We start from the raw sequence: 17590 nt of genomic DNA, 5'->3' as shown, positions 1-17590 counted from the left end.
CATGGCCGAGATTTCCGCAAAGAAACGTATTTGGGGCTGGTTCTTCTTCGACTGGGCCAGCCAGCCTTATAATACGCTGGTGCTGACCTTCGTCTTCGGCCCCTATATCAAATCGCTGATCGGCGACGGGGCCGAGGCGCAGGCGACCTGGGGGTTTACCGTGGGGTTTGCCGGGCTCTGCATTGCCGTGCTGGCCCCGATTCTGGGCGCCATCGCGGACAATTCGGGCAATCGCCTGCGCTGGATCTGGCTGTTTTCGCTGATGTATGTGGTCGGCGGCTTCGGTATCTGGTTCGCCGCGCCCGATCTGCCCAGCCTGACCTGGATTTTCGTGCTTTTCGCCATAGGCCTCATCGGTATGGAGTTCGCGACGATCTTTACCAACTCGATGCTGCCCGACCTTGGCACGAAGGAAGAGATTGGTCGGCTGTCCGGAAATGGCTGGGCCTTCGGCTATGTCGGCGGGCTGATTGCTCTTGTGATCATGCTGACGCTGTTTGCCGAAAGCCCTGAGGGCAAGACGCTGATCGGGATAAAGCCTCTGCTGGGCCTGGACCCGGAGGCACGGGAGGGCACGCGGTTCGTCGGGCCGCTGACGGCAATCTGGTTCATCGTCTTCATGGTGCCCTTCTTCCTCTGGGTGCGGGATCCGAAACACACCAACCCCGACCCGCTCCTGATCCGTCATGCAATGAGCGAGCTGGGCCGCACCATCAAGCGCCTACCGCAGACGCCCAGCCTCTTTGCCTATCTGAGCAGTTCGATGTTCTACCGCGACGCGCTGAACGGCATTTACACCTTCGGCGGCATCTACGCGGCCGGGGTGCTGAACTGGAGCGTTGTCAACGTCGGCATCTTCGGCATCGTCGCGATCATCACCGGCGCGATCTTTGCCTGGCTCGGCGGCAAGGCGGACCATGCCTTCGGACCGAAACCGGTCATTACCTTCTGCATTGCGGTTCTGACGGCGGTGGCGATCTGCTTCGTCTTCATCTCACGCGAGAGCGTCTTCGGCATGGCCGTGGGTGCGGACAGCAGCCTACCCGACATTGCGTTCTACGTGCTGGGGGCCGTGATCGGCGCGGGCGGCGGGGCGCTGCAATCGGCCAGCCGCACGATGATGGTGCGCCAGGCCAACCCCGAACGCATGACCGAGGCCTTCGGGCTCTATGCCCTGGCAGGCAAGGCGACCAGCTTCATCGCACCCTTTGCGATCGGCGTGGTGACCGCGCTGACCGGCAGCCAGCAGCTGGGCGTCATTCCGCTGATCGTGCTTTTCGTGATCGGACTTGTTCTGCTACGCTGGGTGCAACCCAACGGGCAGGCCAGTTCTTCATGATCAAACGCATTCTTTTTGCCGTCCTTATTGCCGTCTTTCCTGCCTCTGCCATTGCGGAAGAGGCGGTGAAATACCGGTTCGGCGCGGCGAGGGCTGGGTCGGATCAACGCGCGCGCGCCTTTGGGTTCTACAGCAAGGGCTGCCTGGCGGGCGGCGTGCAGCTGCCGGAAACCGGGCCGACCTGGCAGGCGATGCGGCTGAGCCGCAACCGCAATTGGGGTCACCCGGTGACGATTGATTACATCAAGGACCTGTCGCGCAAGGCCGCCCAGCAGCCTGGCTGGAACGGGTTGTACATCGGCGATATCTCGCAGCCGCGCGGCGGGCCGATGGTCTCGGGCCATCGCAGCCACCAGCTCGGGTTGGATGTCGACATCTGGCTGCGCCCGCCGCGCAACCTGACCCTCAGCCCGTCGGAGCGAGAGCATATCAGCGCGATTTCGATGCGGCGGGCGAACGGCGCCTATGTGAACGACAAATGGACCCGCGCCCATCACGAGATCCTGAAAGCCGCCGCGCAAGACCCGCGCGTGGCGCGTATTTTCATCTTTGGCGGCGCGAAGGTGCAGATGTGTGCGGATGAAAAAGGCGACCGCGCTTGGCTACGCAAAATCCGGCCCTGGTGGGGGCATCATTACCATTTCCACGTGCGGCTGAACTGCCCGCGCGGATCGGGAAAATGCGAGGACCAGGCCCCGCCCCCGCCCGGCGACGGCTGCGACGAAGCCCGGACCTGGGTGGGCATGCATATCCTCAGGACCATCCCCCTGCCCCCGCCCGACCCGAACGCGCCACCGCCGAAACCACGCCGTGAACTCACCCTGTCGGACCTGCCCCGCCAATGCGCCGCCGTCTTGTCCTCGCGATAGGGGCCGTGGCGGCCCTGGCCGTTGGCCTGACCCTGCGCGCCGCCCCCTCCGGGCGGGCGCAGCTGCTGTCTGACGTGACCTGGCGCCACGACCATAAGTTCTTCGGCGGCTTGTCCGGGCTGGAGCTGACCGCGGACGGCACGCGCTTCGTGGCCATTTCAGACCGTGGGTTCATCCTGGAAGGGCGTCTGGAGCGCGCGGATGAACAGATCAGCCAGATCACCGTCAGCCGCTACAAACCGCTGCGCCACACGAATGGCAAACGTCTGCCGCAGTATCACGGCGACAGCGAGGGGCTGGCGATGGCGCCGGACGGCACGCTGTTCATCTCCTACGAGGGCATTGCCCGGGTAAATCGCCAGACTGACGCCCGTGCCATCCCGACCGAGTTGCCGCGCCACCCGGATTTCGAGGGCATGCAGCTCAACTCCTCCTTCGAGGCGCTGGCAATTGGCCCCGACGGGGCGCTCTATACCCTGCCGGAACGGTCTGGCACGACCACCCGCCCCTTCCCCGTCTACCGGTTCAAGAACGGACGCTGGTCGCAGCCCTTTACAATCCCACGCCGCGCACCCTTCCTGCCGGTCGGAGCGGACATCGGGCCGGATGGCAAATTCTATCTGCTCGAGAGAAACCTGGCGGGCATCTTTGGCTTTACCAGCCGCGTGCGTCGCTTCGACATCACCCCCCAGGGCCTGGTCAATGAAGAGCAACTGTTGCAGAGCCCAGTTGGCAAGCATGACAACCTTGAGGGCCTGTCCGTCTGGCGCGATCGCAAGGGGCGGATCCGGCTGACCATGGTCTCGGACGACAATTTCAAGTCGTTCCAGCGCACCGAGCTGGTGGAATACGTCATTCCGGAATGACTTGACGCGGCAGGGGCGCCGGGTATAGACCCCGTCCGTTCCCGCGTGAGGCGGGCACCAAGTCGCCGCTACCTTGTCAAAACGGATCAAAGCTATGACACGACTTCTTCCTGGCGTTCTCGCCATGGCCGCCATCGTGGTGGCCTCCAACATCCTGGTGCAGTTCCTGCTGCTGGACGGTCTTTTGACCTGGGGTGCCTTTACCTATCCTTTCGCTTTCCTCGTCACCGACGTGATGAACCGCATCTATGGCGCAGGCCCCGCCCGCAAGGTGGTGCTGGCCGGTTTCGTGACCGGGGTGGTCTGCTCGCTGATCGGCAGCCAGATCATGCTGCAGGGCGACGGGTTCACCTATGCCGCCGTTCCGCTGCGGGTCGCCGTTGCCTCGGGCATCGCTTTCCTCTGCGCGCAGATGCTGGACGTGGCGGTGTTCAACCGCCTGCGCGAAGGCAGCTGGTGGCGCGCACCGCTGGCCTCGACCCTTGTTGGTTCGGTGGTCGACACCGCGCTGTTCTTCACGATTGCGTTTTCGGCTTCCATCACCTTCTTCGGCGAAAATGCCGATGCGGCGATCAACTGGGCCTGGGGCGCTGCGCCCTTCCTGACAACGGGTCCCGAGGCCCCGCTGTGGGTGTCTCTGGCGGTTGCCGACTGGCTGGTGAAACTGTCGATCGCACTGATCGCACTGGTGCCGTTCCGCCTGTTGGTCACAAAACTTTCACCAAGTGTTGCGTGAAAAGTTTTGACAAACGCAAAATATGTGGCACGCTCCTAGTATCGAAACAGCGAGAAAGGAGGTGTCCATGTCAAGAGATGCAACGGAGCGAGGTGCCGGGACAGTCTAGGACGCTGTTTGTCGGGGCAGCCCCCGACAAGATAAGCGGGCCGGACTGGCGAGCAGTCTAACCGGCCCACACCTCCAAATTCTCGGAAGGGTCGTCCCAACGTGGGCGGCCCTTTTGGTTTGTAAAGAAACCTGTTGATTTGCTTCACGTGTTAAATATAGTCATTTCAAGCTTGGAGCGTTAAACCTGCCCCATGATCCGAATAACCGACGATATCATCCTGCAGGACTGGGAACTGACGGAGCAGTTCAGCCGCTCGTCGGGCCCGGGCGGGCAGAACGTCAACAAGGTCTCGACCGCCGTCGAGCTACGGTTTGAGGCCGCGCGCAGCCCCGCGCTGACGGAAGCGGTCAAGCGGCGGCTGAAACGCATCGCCGGGCGTAAATGGACCCAGGAGGGCGCCATCATCCTCAGGGTCGAGGACACGCGCAGCCAGGCTCGAAACCGCGAGATTGCCGCCGAACGGCTGGCCGAGATGATCCGCAAGGCGCTGGTCGCGCCGAAACGGCGCATCCCTACCAAACCGACCCTCGGGTCGAAACGCCGCCGCATGGACGCCAAGACCAAACGCGGCCAGGTCAAGGCCCTGAGGGGCCGCGTGCAGGAGGACTGAATGACCGATACCAAGGCGATGCTGGAGCGGCGCGAGCGCTTGCTCGGCCCGAACATGACCACCTTCTACCGCGATCCGGTGCACCTGGTGCGCGGCGAAGGTGCCTGGGTCTGGGATGCGGGTGGAAACCGGTTCCTGGATTGCTACAACAATGTGCCCCATGTCGGACATTGCCACCCGAAGGTGGTCGAGGCGATTACCAAACAGGCCTCGACCCTGAACACCCACACGCGGTATTTGCACGAGGGTATCCTGGACTATGCCGAACGCCTGACCGCCACCCTGCGCCATGATCTGGACGCGATGATCATGGTCTGCACCGGGTCCGAGGCGAATGACATCGCCCTGCGCATGGCCCGGGCGGTGACGGGCAAGATGGGCATCATCGGCACCGACAACACCTATCACGGCAACACCGACCTGGTCAGTCACCTGTCGTCGAAACGTACGCCGATTGGCGGTCCGGTGGGCTATGTGAAGAAGGTGCCATCGCCGGACAAGCTGCGCCCTCTGGGTGGCTCGCTGGAGGCACAGGCGGAGGCCTTTGCCGCCGAGGTCGCGAAGGCGATTGCCGAATTGGACGCCGAAGGCCACGGTTTTGCCGGGCTGATCCTGGACCCGTTCTTTGCCAACGAAGGCGTGCCGATGCTGGAGCGCGGCTTTCTGGATCCGGTATCCAAGGTCGTGCGCGCGGCCGGCGGGCTGATCATCGCCGACGAGGTGCAGCCGGGCTTTGGCCGCACGGGGTCAGATTTCTGGGGACATGAACGTATCGGGCTGGTGCCGGACGTCGTGACAATGGGCAAACCGATGGGCAATGGCCACCCGGTGGCCGCGGTGGTGGCACGGCCTGAGGTGCTGGCAGAGTTCCGCAATACCTTCAGCTATTTCAACACGTTCGGCGGAAACCCGGTTTCAGCGGCGGCGGCCTCAGCTGTGCTGGACGTGTTGGAGGAAGAAGGTCTGCAGCAGCAGGCCCATGAGGTGGGCACCCACGCGTTGAAGCAGCTAGACCAACTGGATCATCCGCTCATCGCCGATGTGCGTGGGGCAGGCATGTTCCTGGCGGTCGAATTCGCCGAAGGGCCGGAGCTGACGCCCGCGACCGGCTTCGTAAAGGATCTGGTGGAAGACCTGCGCACGCGCGGGATCCTGACCAGCTCGATGGGCCGCGACCGGCATATCCTGAAGATCCGCCCACCGATGTGTTTCTCGCATGACCAGGCCGACCTGTTGGTCGGGACCCTGGACACCGCCCTGAAGGCCCTGCCCGCATGAGCGAGCTTAAAGAAGCCCTGCGCGCCTGGGGTGCGCGCCATGTCCGCCTGATCAAGGATCGCGAAAACGTCGTCCATGAGGTGCGCATCGGCAGCGACCGCGCCGCCCTGCGCCTGCACCGCCCGGGTTATCAGTCCGAGCCCGCCATCCGGTCCGAGATCACCTGGATGGGCGAACTGGCCCGCGCTGGCATGTCCGTGCCCGCCCCGGTATCGACCCCGGACGGTCGGCAGGTCATGACCCTGTCGACCGGGCGGCTCGCCACGGTGGTCACCTGGGTCGAAGGTGAACCCATTGGCGAAGGCGGCGTGCCGCTGGACGGGACCGAAGCCGAACAGGCCGCGCTGTTTCACGCTCTTGGACGGGAAGTGGCGCGCATGCACAACCTGACCGACGCGATGGAGCTGCCCGACGGGTTTCACCGCCATGCCTGGGATCTGGACGGGCTGTTGGGCGAGGCCCCGTTCTGGGGCCGGTTCTGGGAATGCCCCGCGCTGACGGCCGAGGAGCGTCCCCTGATCAACCGCGCCCGCGCCGTGGCCCGCGACCGCGCCCAGGCCTTTGCCGAAAACGGCGCCGATTTCGGTCTGATCCACGCCGATGTGCTGCGCGAGAATGCTTTCGTGAAGGATGGCGCGATCACCCTGATCGACTTCGACGACGCGGGCTTCGGCTTCCGGCTCTATGATCTTGCGGTGATGATGAGCCAGAACGTGGATGAACCCGCCTACCCCGCCATCCGGGCGGCGGCACTTGCCGGGTATCGGGAGCTGCGCGATCTGTCCGACGAGGCGGAGGAGCTGCTCGACATGTTCCTCATGCTGCGCCGTTTTGCCTCTATGGGATGGGCGGTGCCGCGCTACGCTCAGACCCCTGAAACCCTGCAGCTCTACACGGATCGCGCGGTGAAAGCAGCGCGGGCCTTCCTGGCCGACTAAGATAAGCCTGCCCCGGCGGGGCGGGGTGGGTTGGCAACACGTAGCCAAGCGCGCGCGGCCAGCCAGGGCGGGAGCCGCGCCGGGGTGGGCGGGGGTCAGACGAACACATCCATCTCGGTCTGCGCGCCCACGCCGAAGACGCGTTTGTAGCGGTCGATTTCTTCCGCCGGGCCCATCGCCTTGTTCGGATTGTCCGACAGTTTCACCGTGGGCCGCCCATTGGCGGACACCGCCTTGCAGACCAGTGAAAACGGTGCCAGCCGATCCTCGGGCACCAGCCCCCGGAAGTCATTGGTCAAAAGCGTGCCCCAGCCGAAGCTCGGCTTGACGCGGCCTGCGAATTGCCGCTGCAACTCGACAATCTTTTCCACGTCCAGACCGTCCGAGAAGATCACCATCTTCTTGCGCGGGTTCTCGCCACGCTCTTCCCACCAGCGGATCGCGGTTTCCGCGCCTTCAGCCGGATCGCCGCTGTCGACGCGAATGCCCGTCCAGCCCGCCAGCCAGTCCGGCGCGCCGTCCAGGAACCCCTTGGTGCCATAGGTGTCGGGCAGGATGATACGCAGGTTGCCCTCGTGTTCCTCGTGCCAATCGGCCAGCACCTCATAGGGCGCTTGGCGCAGCGCGTCATCTCCCTCGGCCAGGGCCGCGTAGACCATCGGCAGTTCATGCGCATTGGTGCCGATCGCCTCGATATCGCGCTTCATCGCGATCCGGCAGTTCGATGTGCCGACGAATTTCTCACCCAACCCCTCGATCATCGCCTGCACACACCAGTCCTGCCACAGGAAACTGTGACGTCTGCGCGTGCCGAAATCGGCGATACGCACGCGGTCCACGCTGCGCAGCACTTCGATCTTTTCCCACAGTTTGGTCATCGCCCGGGCATAGAGCACCTGCAGCTCGAACTTGCCCATATCGCGGAGCACCGCGCGGCTCCGCAGCTCCATCAGCACCGACAGGGCCGGGATTTCCCACAGCATGACCTCGGGCCAGGAGCCTTCGAAGGTCAGTTCATACTGATCGCCCACGCGCTCCAGGTGATAGGCGGGCAGGCGCAGCGCTTCGAACCATTCCATGAAATCCGGGCGGAACATCTGACGTTTTCCATAGAAGGTGTTGCCGCGCAGCCAGGTGCTTTCCCCGCGCGACAGGCTGAGCGAACGGATGTGATCCAACTGCTCACGCAATTCGCCTTCGTCAATCAGCTTGGCCAGCGGCACCGAAGACGTGCGGTTGATCAGACTGAAGGTCACCTGCGTGTCCGCACGGTTGCGGAACACAGATTGGCACATCAGAAGCTTGTAGAAATCCGTGTCGATGAGCGACCGTACGATCGGGTCGATCTTCCAATGGTGGTTATAGACGCGGGTGGCGATATCGACCATGGGCGTGTTCCTTTGTTCCGGCCATGGGTAGCGCAAGTTTCAGGGCTTGTGTAGGGGCCGGGTGGAATGCTCCCTCAAAGGAGGGTGACGCCGGCCTCTTCCATCTGCTGCGTGGCAGCCGCCAGAGACCCGTCCAGATCAATCGCGCGGCACAAGTCCCGGCGCACTGTGACGTCAAAGCCCAGGTTGGCACCGTCAATGGCGGAATAGGCCACGCAGAAATCGGTGGCGAGGCCGACCATGGTCAGGCGCGTAATGCCCCGCGTGCGGAGGTAGCCTTCCAGCCCGGTGGGCGTGGTCTTGTCGTTCTCGAAGAAGGCGGAATAGCTGTCGACACCGGGGCGAAACCCCTTGCGGATCACCAGATCGGCAGGGTCCGTGACAAGCCCATCATGAAACGCCGCGCCGTGGCTGCCCTGCACGCAGTGATCGGGCCAGAGCACCTGGGTGCCGTAGGGCATCTCGATCATGCCGAACGGATCTTGCCCCGGGTGCGATGAGGCAAATGAGCTGTGCCCTGCCGGGTGCCAATCCTGGGTCAGAACCACCGCGTCGAACTCTGCCATCAAGCCATTCACACCGGGCACGATTGCGTCCCCATCCACAACGGCCAGCGCACCACCGGGGCAGAAATCATTCTGGATGTCGATGACGATCAGGGCTTCGGTCGCGTCGCGCATGGGGGCCTCCGGTTTTGGTTGCAAACAGGGGTATGTGGCACAGGCGCATCGGTCAAGCGCTTGACCTGTGCGTTGTACCCGCCAAACTGTCCCCATGGAGATCCTACGTTATCCCTACCGCGCCGATCCGGGGCTGATGCTGCTGATCCTGGGCTTTTTTGGCGCGCTGACGGCGGTGCTTGGCTGGGTGCTGTTGACCGGCGGCGGCGCGTGGTATGCGCAAGCGCTGTTCCTGGCCAGCCTGGTGTTCACGACCATGGGCTATCTGGGTCTGACCCGGCGCGGCGAGGTGGTTTTGCACACTGATGCAATCTCGGCGCCGAAGAGCCTGTTTCGGCGGGAGGTGGTGCGCCTTGCACGGGCCGATCTGACCTCGGTCGAGCTGCGCGGGCGGCGCAAGGACCGTTACCTGTGGCTGCGCGCGGGCGAGGCGAAACTGGTGATCTCGGAACGCGGGCTGCCGGGGGCGGAGGCCTTTGACGCATTGGTCGCGGCCCTTGATCCGGGGCTTGGCTCGGCGTAGACGGGCGCCATGTACACGATCGCCGCGCTCTATCACTTCACCCGTTTCGACGACCCCGACGCCATCCGCGGGCCGCTTTATGACCTTGCCGTTGCGCAGGGTGTGACCGGCTCGCTGCTGCTGGCGCATGAAGGGATCAACGGCACCATTGCGGGCCCGCGCGCGGGCATCGACGCGGTGCTGGCCCATGTGCGCGCCCTGCCCGGCTGCGCCGATCTGCATTGGAAGGAAGCCAGCGCCGCCGACCAGCCCTTCGGCCGCATGAAGGTTCGCCTGAAAAAGGAGATCGTGACCATGGGCGTGCCGGATGTCGACCCGCGCGCCAGCGTCGGGCATTACGTCTTGCCGCAGGACTGGAACGAGCTGATCCGTCAGGACGACGTGGTGGTGATCGACACGCGCAATGATTACGAGGTCGCCATTGGAACATTCGAGGGCGCGATTGATCCCGAAACGGCCACCTTCCGCGAGTTTCCCGCCTGGTGGGAGGCCAATAGGGAGCGCTTTCACAACAAACGTGTGGCGATGTTCTGCACCGGCGGCATTCGCTGCGAGAAATCGACCAACTACCTGATCAGCCAGGGGGTCGAGGATGTCTATCACCTGAAGGGTGGCATCCTGGAGTACCTGGAACAGGTCCCGGCCGAGGACAGCAGCTGGGAAGGCGAATGTTTCGTCTTTGATGGGCGGGTCTCGGTGGGCCACGGGCTGGTCGAGGGGCCGCATGTCATGTGCCACGCCTGCCGCCGTCCGATCCGCCCCGAGGACAAGGTGCGACCCGAGTATGAGGACGGGGTCAGCTGCCACCTCTGCATCGACGAGTTCGACGAGGCGCGGCGCGAGCGCTTCCGCGAACGTCAGCGGCAGGTCGCCCTGGCCGCAGCGCGGGGCGCGCGACACATGGGGCCGCGCGGCTGATCGTCAGAAGTCGAGGCCGTCGGCGTCGTTTGCGATATCGAGCACCTTGGCCACAAGACCCAGGATCGTGGTCGCACCGGAGATCGGGCTCTCGCTGACCATGACCGTATCCTTCGGTTCGATCCGAAACTGCCCGGCCGAGAACAGGCCATCCGCCGAGGTCAGGTCGATCACGAAGACGCTGCGCTCATGCTCCGGGCCGGAAATGCCGTCCTTGACCGCACTTTCCGGATATTCGCGCAGGATCAGGATGCCCTTGGGGTCGGCGCGGGTGTCGGCCAGACCACCGATCAGGGACATGGCGTCCAGCGCCGTTACTTCGTCCTGCGGGAAGGGCACGATGGTTTCCTTCTGCGCTGCACCAAGCGAGCGGAAGTAGCGCGGGTCGGCCTCAACCACCAGCTTGTCGCCGCCACGCAGGATCGTATCCAGCGACGGATCGCGATAGAGCCGTTCAAGCGAGGTCGCGTAGCTGTTTCCAGCGCGGATCAGGCGCACCTGCGGGTTCTCGATCGACGCCGAAGCGCCGCCAGCCGCAGCAACCGCGTTCAGAACCGTATAATGCGTGTCCGACAGCGGATAGGCGCCGGGCTTGGACACTCCCGCAACAACGCTGACCGACCCACGTGCGCCGGGCTTCACGTTCAGCTGCACCTGGGCGGAGGGGACGATTTCCTCCATCTTGCGCTGGATGCGTGCGCGGGCCTGGGTGCGGCTGAGACCGGCCACCTGCACGGTCGAGACGAAGGGCAGGAAGATCGTACCACCAGCCGAAACCTGCATGTCCTCCATATCAACCATCTTCTGGGTCTCGGTGGTGATCAACGAGGTTTCCTCGCTGTCCCAGACGACGATGTCCAGAATGTCATAGGGTTGTATCGCGCGATCCGCGGGCGCCGCGCTATGCGCAATCCAGCCATCGCTGTCCTGTCCCGCGCGCGAGGCAGGCCAGGCGGCCGCGATGGGCAGGAAGTCACGCGTCACCATATGCACGGCAAACTGCGGCGCTTCATCACCAGAGGGGGCGGACAGGATTTCCGATTGCACCCCGGCGCCACGGGGCAGGCTGCATGCGGTCAATGCCAGAACGGCCAGCATCGTCAGAAACGAACGGATCACATGTCCCCCCATGGATTCGAAAAACGGCGGTGGCAGCCGCCCGGCCACCATAGGGTGAGCACCGGCCCGCGGCAAGCCTCAGGACAGGTTGTTCTGATGGTGATCGATACCTTCCTGCACATCGTCGAAGAAGGTCAGATGCCCATCTTCCAACACCGCCACCCGATCGCAGATACGTTCCACCAGGGGCAGGGAATGGGTGACAACGATGGCGCTGGAGCTTTCCATACGCTCGCTGAACAGGGCTTCGCTCTTGCGCCGGAAACTCGCATCGCCCACGGCAGTGACCTCGTCGACAAGATAGGTGTCAAAGCGGATACCCATCGACACGCCGAACGCCAGACGACTCTTCATGCCCGAGGAATAGCTGCGCACCGGCTGGTGGAAATGCTGGCCCAGCTCGGCAAACTCCTCGACGAAATCACGTAGCTCGGCGGTGTCGACACCATAGACCCGGGCGATAAAGGTGGTGTTCTGCGCGCCGGTCAGATCCGGGTGGAAACTGCCGGAAAACCCTACGGGCCAGGAGATCGTGCCGGTCGACAGGATGTCGCCTTGATCCGGGTCCATCGTTCCCGCGATCATACGCAGAAGGCTCGACTTGCCCGCGCCATTGCGCCCCAGCAAGGCAACCGCGCTGCCGGTCTCGAACGTCGCATTCATGCCGCGCGCCACATGGGTCTCGCGGCCACGCAGGCGATAGGTCTTCCACAAGTCCACCAGCTGGATCATGGCATGTTCCCCGGCTTACCTGCGGTCCCGTACGGAGTAATAGATCATCGTCAGCGTGGCCCAGATGCCAAACAGGAAACCGCCCAGGATCAAGAGGGTCAGCAGGCGCTGCGGGTATTCGGCGGTTTCGGCCAGGGTCGGTTCGACATAGGCCGCCAGGTAACGCGACTTGCGCAGCGCCTCGGCGCGGGCGGCTTCGAATGCGGTCAGCGCCGAAAGATAGGAGGTCTGGGCAAACTGAAGGTCAACCGCCAGGCCTTCATATTCGCCGACCAGATTGGCATAGGCGCCATGTTCGTTGCCTTCGTCGGTCGAGAAACGCGCACGTTCCTGGGTGATGCGTTCCTCGATCACCATCACGCGCCGTTCCGCCCGTTCGACCCGCGGATCGCTTTCCGAGGTGGTCTGGTTCACGATGTCCAGCTCGATTTGCGCCGAGGCAAGCTGTTCCTGCAGGCTATTGAGCAGCCCCATACGGCCCAGGATATCGGCCTCGGGATCCAGGATCTGGGTGCGCAGGCGGAACTCGGCCACCGCTTGGCGTGCCACGCGCAGACGTTCCACCGCAAGCTCCAGCTCATCCGCCGCATAGCGGGTCGCATCCTCTCGCGCGATGGCAGAGAGATCGTTGATCAGCAGGGAGCTTTCCTCGAAGATCACCCGGCCCAACGCCTGGGCCTGTTCCGGTTCGAACGCATGGATACGCAGCTCGATCAGCCCGGAACTGCTATCGTAGAAGACCTTGACCATGCGCTGCCAGTAGGAAAGCAAATCCTCAACCGACGCATCCTCGGCCACGCCGAAGACCGGATCGCCAGGTGCCGACCAGATGGTGCGCAGCCCCATGCGCTGATCCACCGCACGAACCATACGCTGACTGCGAATGAACTCGAACAACACATCCGTATCCGACCCCGAGGAGTTGCCGGACAACGAGACGATGCCGCCCAGAAGATCGGCTGGCGCGGCGGCCTCTTCGCTGCGCACTGCGAAACCCATGGTCGAGGCGAACTGCGGCTGCGCAACGAAATAGAGATATCCCGCCGCCACGATCAGTGGCAGGCAGACGACCAGGTAGAAGCTGCGCAACAGGCCGACGTGCCGCCGCCGCATCCGCGACGGACCGGCAGGCTGGGCACGCATGACCGGCGTGGCTTTGCCACCACCCTCCGGTGTGGCTTTCATTGCGTCCGGGTTTGCTTTATCCATGTGATCAGCCTAGGGTTGCCCGCAATATCTTGTGGGCTCAGACCTAACAGAGGCCCGTCAGGAATTCCAGTTCGCAGGGACACGAACGGATGGAGCAGACACAGAGTGCAACACGCGCCGTGCCGATCCGCACGGGTCGGACCATCATGGCCTTGATGCTGCGCGAAATGTCCTCAACCTATGGAAGAAACGCCGCTGGTTATTTCTGGGCCATTGCCGAACCGATCGGCGGAGTCGTTCTGCTGACCGTCGTCTTTTCCATAGCCCTGCGCTCCCCCTCATTGGGCGACAATTTCGCCCTTTTCTACGCCTCGGGAATGCTGCCGTTCTCGATGTACAATGAATTGTCCAGCAAGGTTGGCCGGTCGATTGGCTTCTCCAAGCAACTGCTGTTCTATCCAGGGGTGACCTTCGTGGACGCAATCCTGGCGCGGGTACTGCTGAACACGCTGACCCAGGCGATGGTCTTCACGATCATCCTGAGCGGGATCATCGGGTTCTATGATGTCAATGTCATTCTGGACTTCCCGGCCATCCTGCTGGCCCTGGGCATGGCCATTCTTCTGGCCACCGGCGTCGGCACGTTGAACTGCTATCTTTACTGGCGCCTGCCCGCCTGGAGCCGCATCTGGGTGATCCTGAACCGGCCGATGTTCATCATGTCCTGCATTTTCTTCCGCTTCGAGGACGTGCCCCAACCGTTCCAGGATTATCTTTGGTTTAACCCTATTGTGCATATCGTGGGGCAGATGAGACGCGGGATTTACGCGACCTATGAACCGGACTATGTTTCTTTCAGCTACTGTTATGGGTTCGGCCTTGCGTGCCTGTTCCTGGGCCTCATGTTCCTGGGCCGACACCATCGGGATATCGTGAACGAGTAACCCCATGAACATGCACCCGCTCCATCCCAAGCAGACCCTGGATGTCGCCCTGCGCGGCCCCACGCTGCGTGCGCGGACCCATGTGCGCATCTTGCTGTGCACCTTCAACGGCGCGGCGCATCTGCGGGAACAGCTCGACAGTTTTCTGGCGCAGGATCACGATGACTGGTCGCTCTGGGTCAGCGATGATCATTCCACCGATGCAACCCGCCGCATCCTGCAGGAGTTCATCCTGGCCAATCCGGAACGCGAAGTGCGCCTGTTCGACGGTGTCGGGCGCGGGCATGCTGCAAACTATCTGTCACTGCTGTGCCGCCCGGAACTGCCAGCCGATTGTTTCGTGGCCCTGTCCGACCAGGATGACGTCTGGCTGGCAGATCGGCTGAGCCGCGGCCTGGCCCGCGTCGCGACGTGCGAAGCTGCGCATGGCGAGGTGCCGGTGCTGTATGGCAGCCGCACACGCCTGGTCGACGATGGGTTGGCCCCCATGGGCCTGTCGCGCGGGCTGCGACGCCCGCCCTCCTTCGGCAATGCGCTGGTGCAGAACGTGATGGCGGGCAACACCTTGCTGTTGAACCCGGAGGCCTTGGAGCTGGTGCGCCATGCCGGGCCTGGACCGGATGTGCCCTTTCACGACTGGTGGCTCTACCTTCTGCTCAGCGGGGCTGGCGCCCAGGTTGAGTTCGACGAACAGCCGACGGTTCTCTATCGCCAGCACGGGCGCAACGCGCTTGGCACGCCGAACACGCTGCGTGGCTCGATCAAGCGGCTCGACATGGTGCGCAAATCGGTGTTTCAGCAGTCGATCAACCGCAATCTGGCAGCGCTGGAGCAAAACGGCAGGTTGCTGACACCGCAGCATCGCGAGAACGTTGCGATCATGGCCCGGCGCAGCCAGGGCAATCGCCTGCGCGCCCTGCATGATGTCTGGCGTGCCGGGGTGCGCCGCCAGGGGCGGTTCCAGTCCCTGTTTGTCTTCTGGGCGATGATGCGCCGCAAGATCTGACCGCCATCACAGCGCCAAACAGAAAACGCCGCCCCGGACCGGAGCGGCGTTCTGAATCTGTCCCGGTTCAGATCGATCAAACGATCGCCATCTGCCCCTCCAACTCGCTCTCATCGGTCACCCCGGTCAGGGTCAGCGTGTGGCCATTGCCGAAGTCGAACACCAGGTTGCCATCCACCACCGTGGCATAGGCCAGCAGCTCCGCATCGGTCTTGTGGCCACCGCCCCAGCGGTAATCGTCGAAGGCGACCATATCCCCTTCGGAGGCATCGAAATCGGTGATCGTATCGGCGTGCTGGTGGAACACGAACGTGTCCGCCCCGGCCCCGCCGGTATAGGTGTCGTTGTAATGGCCGCCGTTCAGATAGTCATTGCCGTTGCCACCATCCAGCACATCGTGACCCCAGCCGCCATAGATCACGTCATTGCCACCCCGGCCCTCGACATTGTCATGGCCGCCGCCGCCGATCAGGAAGTTGCGGTCATCGGTGCCGACGATCTTGTCACTGTAGAGTGAGCCCCAGACGTTCTCGATCGAGGTAAACGTGTCGCCCGCGGATTTCCCCCAGGACGAGCCCGCGATCATGTTGATCCCGATCCCGCCGCCGTCGATGTCGCGATAGTCGATGTAATCCGACCCGGCGCCACCGTCGTGATGGTCCGCGCCCGTGCCGCCGGAGAGGATGTCGTTGCCGTCGCCGCCTTCCAGCGTGTCGTTACCTTCGCCGCCGACAAGGGTATCGTTGCCCGCCCCCCAGCCACCGCGCAACGTGTCATTGCCCTCGCCGCCTTCCAGCGTGTCATCCCCCTGGCGCCCGTCGAGCACATCATTGCCGTCGCCGCCCTGGATCGTGTTGGCGCCGGTGTCACCGATCAGCGTGTCGCCGAAATCAGTGCCGGTGAGGTTCTCGATCGAAGTAAACGTGTCACCCGAAGCCGCGCCCCAGGCCGTGTTTGCGCCCAGATTCACGCCGATGCCGCCCGAGGTGATGTCATCATAGCTTGCGGTATCCGTCCCGGTGCCGCCGTCCATGTCATCCGCCCCGGCCCCGCCGCGCAGCGTGTCGTCGCCTGCGCCACCGTTCAGATCGTCCGACCCGTTGCCGCCCGACAGCTCGTTGTTCAGCGCGTTGCCGGTCAAGGTGTCATTGCCTGAGCCGCCGATCGCATTTTCGATCTCGACCCCGCGGGCGATGAACAGGTTGCCAATGCCACCGGCCACATCCGAGGCGGTCTCGTCCTCCAGCGTGATATTCTGGTTCGCGCCGGAAAAGCTCATATCAATCGTATCGGTGCCACCATTGTCGTAGACCGTCATGGCAATCGAGTTGGTCGAGCTGCTCAGGTCGTCCAGGTACCCCCCCGCCGTCGAATTGGCACCGTAGACCGTATCGCCCGTATTCACCGTGGAGGGCGCGCCATACAGGTCATGCACCGCCAGGATATCGGCAATCATGGGCGTAACGACATAGGAGTAACTTCCTGTAACAGAAGTATTTTCCGTCTGACTGAAATAGGACATGACAGTCGCCTGCCAGCTATCGTTCAGGTAGACATTGTCGCCGGAACCGCTCTGGGAATAGCTCGCACTGCCATTGTAGGGGCCCGCATGGCCCAGGCCCAGCGCATGGCCGACTTCGTGGATGTAGGTCTGGAACGAATAGCTGTCGAGCTCATACTCGTCGCCAGAAATCCACCAGGTCGGAATATTCACCGTCGAGCTGGTGATAAAGCCGCCGATTGACGACCAGTTGGCATAGGCGCCGCCAGTATCATCATTCACAAAGGTAATATCGGCGCTGGCCGACGAGGTTTCGACCATATTGATGCCAGTGACATTGGCCCAGGATTCCATTGCCGCGCGGGCAAAATACTTCTCGGCCGCTGGCAGGTCGGTCACGTTGAAATACAGCGTACCGCCCGGGGATACATTGAAACGCGCGCCGGAATACCCCTGCGAGGCCCAGTAGCCCGTGTGCAGGTAATCCGCGATCTGGTCATAGCTATAGGTGGGCAGGGAGGCCGAGCCATCAAACGTCTCGCTCCCTGCAATATCATCCGAATTGAAAGTCTTGTCTGCAACACAAAGCTGGCACATGTCTGTTTGTCCTACTCGGTCCTGTTTAGCGGCAGTGTAGCCGCGTTTCGGGCAATTCTATGGCGACCTTGTGCAATCTCCGGACAGTTTGAGGCACCCTTGCCGAACTGCCACAGCAGATCGGGTTCCCGATGTGAGATCGTCTTTCGGAATGAGTACCGCTCGAAGGTATGAACATCCGCCAAGTTTCAGGTTCAATCTATCGCGGCAAGGGAGTCGGGCAAGCCGAAAGGTCAATGCCGCAAGGGGATCGGCGCGCATTCGCCGTACCCGGCACCAACCTAT

General features: G+C 63.1%; 17 protein-coding genes. 11 read left to right on the top strand and 6 right to left on the bottom strand.

What is annotated here, in order from left to right; translation table 11 throughout:
* Position 1 precedes the first annotated feature (1 nt).
* From ACO07D_RS08260 to ACO07D_RS08230, 7 genes are all read left to right on the top strand, one after another.
* Positions 2 to 1339, top strand: a complete 1338-nt coding sequence (locus tag ACO07D_RS08260; protein ID WP_421702471.1) for an MFS transporter — start codon at positions 2 to 4, stop codon at positions 1337 to 1339.
* Complete coding sequence (gene mepA / locus ACO07D_RS08255) at positions 1336 to 2208, top strand: penicillin-insensitive murein endopeptidase (RefSeq protein ID WP_421702470.1); 873 nt, start codon at positions 1336 to 1338, stop codon at positions 2206 to 2208. Before ACO07D_RS08260 ends, mepA begins: the two co-directional genes overlap by 4 nt.
* Entirely contained in the window at positions 2181 to 3074 is an 894-nt protein-coding gene (locus tag ACO07D_RS08250) for an esterase-like activity of phytase family protein (RefSeq protein ID WP_421702469.1), read from the top strand. Before mepA ends, ACO07D_RS08250 begins: the two co-directional genes overlap by 28 nt.
* 94 nt (positions 3075 to 3168) lie before the next feature.
* The gene (locus ACO07D_RS08245; RefSeq protein ID WP_421702468.1) at positions 3169 to 3810 is read left to right on the top strand and encodes a queuosine precursor transporter; all 642 of its coding nucleotides are present in this window, start codon (positions 3169 to 3171) and stop codon (positions 3808 to 3810) included.
* 302 nt (positions 3811 to 4112) lie between these two features.
* Positions 4113 to 4532 carry an alternative ribosome rescue aminoacyl-tRNA hydrolase ArfB gene (arfB, locus tag ACO07D_RS08240; protein WP_421702467.1) on the top strand — a complete coding sequence of 140 codons (420 nt, stop codon included), beginning with the start codon at positions 4113 to 4115 and terminating at the stop codon, positions 4530 to 4532.
* Entirely contained in the window at positions 4533 to 5810 is a 1278-nt protein-coding gene (locus ACO07D_RS08235) for an aspartate aminotransferase family protein (protein WP_421702466.1), read from the top strand. It begins immediately after the preceding gene.
* Positions 5807 to 6748 (top strand): phosphotransferase enzyme family protein, encoded by a 942-nt coding sequence (locus ACO07D_RS08230; RefSeq protein ID WP_421702465.1) that lies wholly within the window; start codon positions 5807 to 5809, stop codon positions 6746 to 6748. Before ACO07D_RS08235 ends, ACO07D_RS08230 begins: the two co-directional genes overlap by 4 nt.
* Before the next feature lie 95 nt (positions 6749 to 6843).
* On the opposite strand, the gene pncB is transcribed toward ACO07D_RS08230, so the two are convergent.
* Positions 6844 to 8136: a nicotinate phosphoribosyltransferase gene (pncB, locus tag ACO07D_RS08225; RefSeq protein WP_421702464.1), complete on the bottom strand. Its 1293-nt coding sequence runs from the start codon at positions 8134 to 8136 to the stop codon at positions 6844 to 6846.
* A 74-nt stretch (positions 8137 to 8210) separates the two neighbouring features.
* Positions 8211 to 8816, bottom strand: coding sequence for a bifunctional nicotinamidase/pyrazinamidase (gene pncA, locus ACO07D_RS08220; RefSeq protein WP_421702463.1), 606 nt, complete (start codon positions 8814 to 8816; stop codon positions 8211 to 8213).
* 94 nt (positions 8817 to 8910) lie between these two features.
* On the opposite strand from pncA, the gene ACO07D_RS08215 reads away from it, so the two are divergent.
* Both ACO07D_RS08215 and ACO07D_RS08210 read left to right on the top strand, forming a co-directional pair.
* On the top strand, positions 8911 to 9339 hold the full coding sequence (locus tag ACO07D_RS08215; RefSeq protein WP_421702462.1) for a hypothetical protein: 429 nt from the start codon (positions 8911 to 8913) through the stop codon (positions 9337 to 9339).
* Positions 9340 to 9348: 9 nt separating this feature from the next.
* Positions 9349 to 10257, top strand: a complete 909-nt coding sequence (locus ACO07D_RS08210) for a rhodanese-related sulfurtransferase (protein WP_421702461.1) — start codon at positions 9349 to 9351, stop codon at positions 10255 to 10257.
* A 3-nt stretch (positions 10258 to 10260) separates the two neighbouring features.
* On the opposite strand, the gene ACO07D_RS08205 is transcribed toward ACO07D_RS08210, so the two are convergent.
* The 3 genes from ACO07D_RS08205 to ACO07D_RS08195 form a co-directional block, all read right to left on the bottom strand.
* Positions 10261 to 11376, bottom strand: a complete 1116-nt coding sequence (locus ACO07D_RS08205; protein WP_421702460.1) for a polysaccharide biosynthesis/export family protein — start codon at positions 11374 to 11376, stop codon at positions 10261 to 10263.
* 78 nt (positions 11377 to 11454) lie between these two features.
* Positions 11455 to 12108, bottom strand: a complete 654-nt coding sequence (locus ACO07D_RS08200) for an ABC transporter ATP-binding protein (protein WP_421702459.1) — start codon at positions 12106 to 12108, stop codon at positions 11455 to 11457.
* 15 nt (positions 12109 to 12123) lie between these two features.
* Positions 12124 to 13317, bottom strand: a complete 1194-nt coding sequence (locus ACO07D_RS08195; protein WP_421702458.1) for a sugar transporter — start codon at positions 13315 to 13317, stop codon at positions 12124 to 12126.
* Positions 13318 to 13406: 89 nt separating this feature from the next.
* Here ACO07D_RS08195 and ACO07D_RS08190 point away from each other — a divergent pair, with 89 nt between their 5' ends.
* On the top strand, positions 13407 to 14201 hold the full coding sequence (locus ACO07D_RS08190; RefSeq protein WP_421702457.1) for an ABC transporter permease: 795 nt from the start codon (positions 13407 to 13409) through the stop codon (positions 14199 to 14201).
* Positions 14202 to 14205: 4 nt separating this feature from the next.
* On the top strand, positions 14206 to 15207 hold the full coding sequence (locus ACO07D_RS08185; protein ID WP_421702456.1) for a glycosyltransferase family 2 protein: 1002 nt from the start codon (positions 14206 to 14208) through the stop codon (positions 15205 to 15207).
* Between the two features lie 76 nt (positions 15208 to 15283).
* On the opposite strand, the gene ACO07D_RS08180 is transcribed toward ACO07D_RS08185, so the two are convergent.
* Complete coding sequence (locus ACO07D_RS08180) at positions 15284 to 17305, bottom strand: M10 family metallopeptidase C-terminal domain-containing protein (RefSeq protein WP_421702455.1); 2022 nt, start codon at positions 17303 to 17305, stop codon at positions 15284 to 15286.
* Positions 17306 to 17590: the final 285 nt, after the last annotated feature.

It is taken from the genome of Aliiroseovarius sp. (assembly GCF_965228805.1).
Taxonomy (GTDB): domain Bacteria; phylum Pseudomonadota; class Alphaproteobacteria; order Rhodobacterales; family Rhodobacteraceae; genus JASBTN01.
This window is presented reverse-complemented; position numbering and strand designations above follow the sequence as displayed.

Excerpts from the sequence above, each read along its gene's own strand:
- ACO07D_RS08260 (WP_421702471.1), top strand. The coding sequence starts at position 2 with ATGGCCGAGATTTCCGCAAAGAAACGTATTTGGGGCTGGTTCTTCTTC.
- mepA (WP_421702470.1), top strand. The coding sequence starts at position 1,336 with ATGATCAAACGCATTCTTTTTGCCGTCCTTATTGCCGTCTTTCCTGCC.
- ACO07D_RS08250 (WP_421702469.1), top strand. The coding sequence starts at position 2,181 with ATGCGCCGCCGTCTTGTCCTCGCGATAGGGGCCGTGGCGGCCCTGGCC.
- ACO07D_RS08245 (WP_421702468.1), top strand. The coding sequence starts at position 3,169 with ATGACACGACTTCTTCCTGGCGTTCTCGCCATGGCCGCCATCGTGGTG.
- arfB (WP_421702467.1), top strand. The coding sequence starts at position 4,113 with ATGATCCGAATAACCGACGATATCATCCTGCAGGACTGGGAACTGACG.
- ACO07D_RS08235 (WP_421702466.1), top strand. The coding sequence starts at position 4,533 with ATGACCGATACCAAGGCGATGCTGGAGCGGCGCGAGCGCTTGCTCGGC.
- ACO07D_RS08230 (WP_421702465.1), top strand. The coding sequence starts at position 5,807 with ATGAGCGAGCTTAAAGAAGCCCTGCGCGCCTGGGGTGCGCGCCATGTC.
- pncB (WP_421702464.1), bottom strand. The coding sequence starts at position 8,136 with ATGGTCGATATCGCCACCCGCGTCTATAACCACCATTGGAAGATCGAC.
- pncA (WP_421702463.1), bottom strand. The coding sequence starts at position 8,816 with ATGCGCGACGCGACCGAAGCCCTGATCGTCATCGACATCCAGAATGAT.
- ACO07D_RS08215 (WP_421702462.1), top strand. The coding sequence starts at position 8,911 with ATGGAGATCCTACGTTATCCCTACCGCGCCGATCCGGGGCTGATGCTG.
- ACO07D_RS08210 (WP_421702461.1), top strand. The coding sequence starts at position 9,349 with ATGTACACGATCGCCGCGCTCTATCACTTCACCCGTTTCGACGACCCC.
- ACO07D_RS08200 (WP_421702459.1), bottom strand. The coding sequence starts at position 12,108 with ATGATCCAGCTGGTGGACTTGTGGAAGACCTATCGCCTGCGTGGCCGC.
- ACO07D_RS08195 (WP_421702458.1), bottom strand. The coding sequence starts at position 13,317 with ATGGATAAAGCAAACCCGGACGCAATGAAAGCCACACCGGAGGGTGGT.
- ACO07D_RS08190 (WP_421702457.1), top strand. The coding sequence starts at position 13,407 with ATGGAGCAGACACAGAGTGCAACACGCGCCGTGCCGATCCGCACGGGT.
- ACO07D_RS08185 (WP_421702456.1), top strand. The coding sequence starts at position 14,206 with ATGAACATGCACCCGCTCCATCCCAAGCAGACCCTGGATGTCGCCCTG.
- ACO07D_RS08180 (WP_421702455.1), bottom strand. The coding sequence starts at position 17,305 with ATGTGCCAGCTTTGTGTTGCAGACAAGACTTTCAATTCGGATGATATT.